The sequence below is a fragment of the Flavonifractor sp. An100 genome (assembly GCF_002161175.1).
Lineage (GTDB): Bacteria > Bacillota > Clostridia > Oscillospirales > Oscillospiraceae > Lawsonibacter.
This window is the reverse complement of record NZ_NFMA01000048.1, coordinates 1-3,361: the sequence shown is the minus strand read 5'-3', so window position 1 is coordinate 3,361 and position 3,361 is coordinate 1. Positions and strand designations below refer to the sequence as shown.

Here is a 3,361-nt window from a genome sequence, read left to right as displayed (position 1 = left end):
GGGGAACTGCTGGCCCTTCGCTGGGAGGACCTGGACTTCGCCACCGGAAAGCTCCGCATCGACAAACAGGTCAACCCGGTAGGCGGCAAGCTAGTCATCAGCGAACCGAAAACAAAGGCGGCAAACCGCACCATCATCCTGCCGCCCGCCATGTTGGAGGTGCTGGCGGAGTATAAAAGGGGCATCTTCTCGGACCTGATGTTTCCCTCCCGTACGAAACCGGAACAGCCCGTCGATCCGGGCTATGTGCGCAAACGGCTCCAGGTGATCCTAAAGCGGGCAGAGTGCAAGAGGATAAGATTCCACGATTTACGCCATACTTTTGCAACCATGTCCCTGGAGAATGGGATGGATGTGAAAACGCTCTCAACGATCATCGGCCATGTGTCGTCGGCCACAACACTGAATACCTACACCCACATCACCGACGAGATGTGGCAGAAAGCGGCGGTGAACATTGACCGGGGCATCGCCAAGGCGGAGGTGCAGTCAGAGCCGGAGCAGAAGGCGGAGAAACCCCAAGCACAGGAAACATTCACCCCGATCCTTCCGGCCCGCCGCAGACCCGGCACGGGCTATGTCAAGCAGCTCAACGACCACCTCTGGGAGGGCAGATACTCTCCGGTGTGGCCGGACGGGAAAAAGCACTCCCGGAATGTCTATGGCCGTACGGAGGAGGAGTGTGAGGCGAAACTGGAAGCGCTGATCCTAGAAATGAAGGCGGAGATCGCCGCCCTGCGCTCGGGGGCCAGCACGGAGTACCCAGACGGGGTAAGCCCCAAGAAGAAAGCCATTGCCGCCTACCTGCGGGAGAATCCCGGTGTGACCAGCAAGTCCAGGATCGCCAGAGAGCTGAACATGGACCGGTCTACCGTACAGAAATACTACGGTGAAATTCAGGCGGAGTGCAGAGAGGAGGTCCAGGCATCATAAAATGTCAAAACCAGATGTAAAAGTACTCCTTCAAATCCTGCGCCGCTGTAAACAATGAACACATCCACCAGCGAAGCTGGTGGTTGTCACTATGCGGGCATAGCCCTTTGTTCCTCGCGGACGCGTGCAACGCGTAATACGGTCTGCCAGCTGCGTGAGGACTGTTACTTGCCGCCCGTAAACGGGCTGTTAGATGGTATCAGCGGCCCAAGTCTTGGCGTTTAGTGAAATGGAGTGCTATGGCAGCTTGCCTTACTGTTGTGCTTTTTACTGCTTTTTCTGTTCTCCCCAATTATTTCTGCCAGCAAGGTACTACACCGTCTGACGATCCCAATAGTGTTATTGCTGATAACCCCGATAAAAACACATCCCCATCACTAAATGGTGGTAATGCTGAACTTGTGGTAAATCAGTTAGATGCACCGCCTATTACGGCTGATATTGATGTAGAGCTTACTCATTATGACAAACTTCCATATGATGTATGGCAGTTAGTCGAAGAAGATTTTTACACATTTGCAAACATTTCATATGACGATTTTGTAGCCCTGATACCAGAAGAGTATCGCATGAGCATGGCCTTCTACTCATTAGCAACAAAAGGTTATAAAGATTCCGAACAAAACGGTGAGTACAGGTTGCACGACTATGTATTTGATTGTCAATCAGATGATGGAGTACAAGTAACGATCGCCTTGTGTAATTTTGAGGCACCCATCAGAGATTGTTTTATCCAAGACGAAAATCCCGAAGTGTCAAATGTGAACGGAACACCAGTGACAATCTATGGCTACGACAGTATGTATATGGTCAACTTTTCTTATGAAGGTATCAACTATGATATTGAAACAAAAAATATGGGCTTAAATCAGTTGCAGGAGTTGCTTGAAAATATTATGAGCCGTGTGAAGGACTGAATTACTATGCTAATAGGTTGTTGAACAACGCAGAGTAAGTAATCCCCCAAAGTGAAGGCTGTGCTTGTATAAAAATTGATTTTTAGTTACGGTATTTTAGGAGCCTTATTATGCCATCTCTCATTTTCCATCCGCCTGACCTATCAAAAAAAGCTCGTCTTTCCGATGGGATCAATCCGGTGGCGGATGCGAAAATTGTCAGCTTTTAAGTGAATATGTAATTTCCTGCGCCTGTGTGCCTTTGTGGTACACAGGCGCATTTTGTTTTATCTACCTTGGGACAAGTTGTCCCGAAGTGGGCAAAGGCGGCCCGGGTGTCGCTCTCCGCCGCCCTCCGTTCAGATCGCCATTCACCCCCAACCATCTGAACGGAGGAATTACAAATGACGACCATCAATCTGAAAGACTTTTATCCGTGGTACACCCACGACGAATACATAGAGGTTTCCGAGGAAGTTGCTGACGAGCTCCGGGCAAGCAGACTGTACGAGGCTGCCTATCAGCGGCGGATCGTCCGCAATAAGGCGCAGTATTCTCTCGATTGCGAGGACGGGATCGAATACTCCGCCTGTGTTTCCGAACCCACTCCGCAGGAGCTGCTGGAGCGCATGGAGCTGTTCTGCTATTTGTGTGCTGCGCTCGATTCCTTGCCCGAAACGCAGGGTCGCCGGGTGGATGCCTGTGTGATCCTCGGCAAGAGCTATTCCGAAGTAGCAAGGGCAGAGAGTGTCCATGAGAGTGCCGTGCGGCGCTCTGTGGAGCGGGGACTTGAGAAGATGAAACAGTATTTGAAAAAGTGTCTGTAAACCCGTCCGAATTGATCTGCCAGATGTCCTTGGTATATGAGAGGAGTTACATCCGATCAACAACTGAATAGCGGCGGCCCCGAGCCATAGAGCGGGGAGCCGAGCGGCGGGTGCGCTGTGACTTCTCCGGCAGGAGAACGAGCGAATAACACCAGTGCCGCAAGTGGGACAAGCCACCCCACGGCCACGATCCGCAGTTGGACAAGCTGGCCGCTTGCCCCTCTGGGCCGCCGCCCCCCTCGGGAGCGTCATGCTGAGTATTGCTGTCTTATGACGGGCCAAGGAAATGAGCGTGGCGCTCCCGAAACTTTTTATCAAGGAGGAAACCAACATGAAGTATGATCCCGAACTGGCGGCCCTGCTTGCCCAGCCGTGGAGCAACAATGTCTGCCGGGGCTATGTCATCTACGCTATGGAAAACTGTGGGTTTTCTCCCACGGACATCCGGCGTGTGGTGGCAGAGCTCTATGAGGTCTTTGACATCCGTGGGCTGGAGGAGGCCCAGCAGCACTTTGAGAACAGCCCCTACTGACCTTGGGACAAGTTGTCCCAAAGTGGAGCAAGGCAAGAGGGCGGCACCTTCGGCGGTGCCGCCTTTCTGCGTTTCCCCACGGGACAAGGGGGACTGTCGGTCATTGTTTCGTATCGCTCTGGAAGGAGGCCCACATGGAAGATCCCGTACCCGTCAAGGAGGAATACACCTAT

Annotated in this window: 4 protein-coding genes; all 4 read left to right on the top strand. The window is 52.5% G+C overall.

All coding sequences use genetic code 11. From position 1 onward, the window contains the following. On the top strand, positions 1-933 hold a 933-nt coding region (locus B5E43_RS14660), incomplete at its 5' end, for a site-specific integrase (protein ID WP_143383026.1). A 239-nt stretch (positions 934-1,172) separates the two neighbouring features. Next, a complete protein-coding gene (locus B5E43_RS14655) occupies positions 1,173-1,850 on the top strand; it encodes a hypothetical protein (RefSeq protein ID WP_087397902.1) in 678 nt (225 codons plus the stop codon). A 383-nt stretch (positions 1,851-2,233) separates the two neighbouring features. Beyond that, positions 2,234-2,656, top strand: a complete 423-nt coding sequence (locus B5E43_RS14650; RefSeq protein WP_087397900.1) for a sigma factor-like helix-turn-helix DNA-binding protein — start codon at positions 2,234-2,236, stop codon at positions 2,654-2,656. A 331-nt stretch (positions 2,657-2,987) separates the two neighbouring features. Further along, positions 2,988-3,188 carry a hypothetical protein gene (locus tag B5E43_RS14645; RefSeq protein WP_087397898.1) on the top strand — a complete coding sequence of 67 codons (201 nt, stop codon included), beginning with the start codon at positions 2,988-2,990 and terminating at the stop codon, positions 3,186-3,188. Positions 3,189-3,361: the final 173 nt, after the last annotated feature.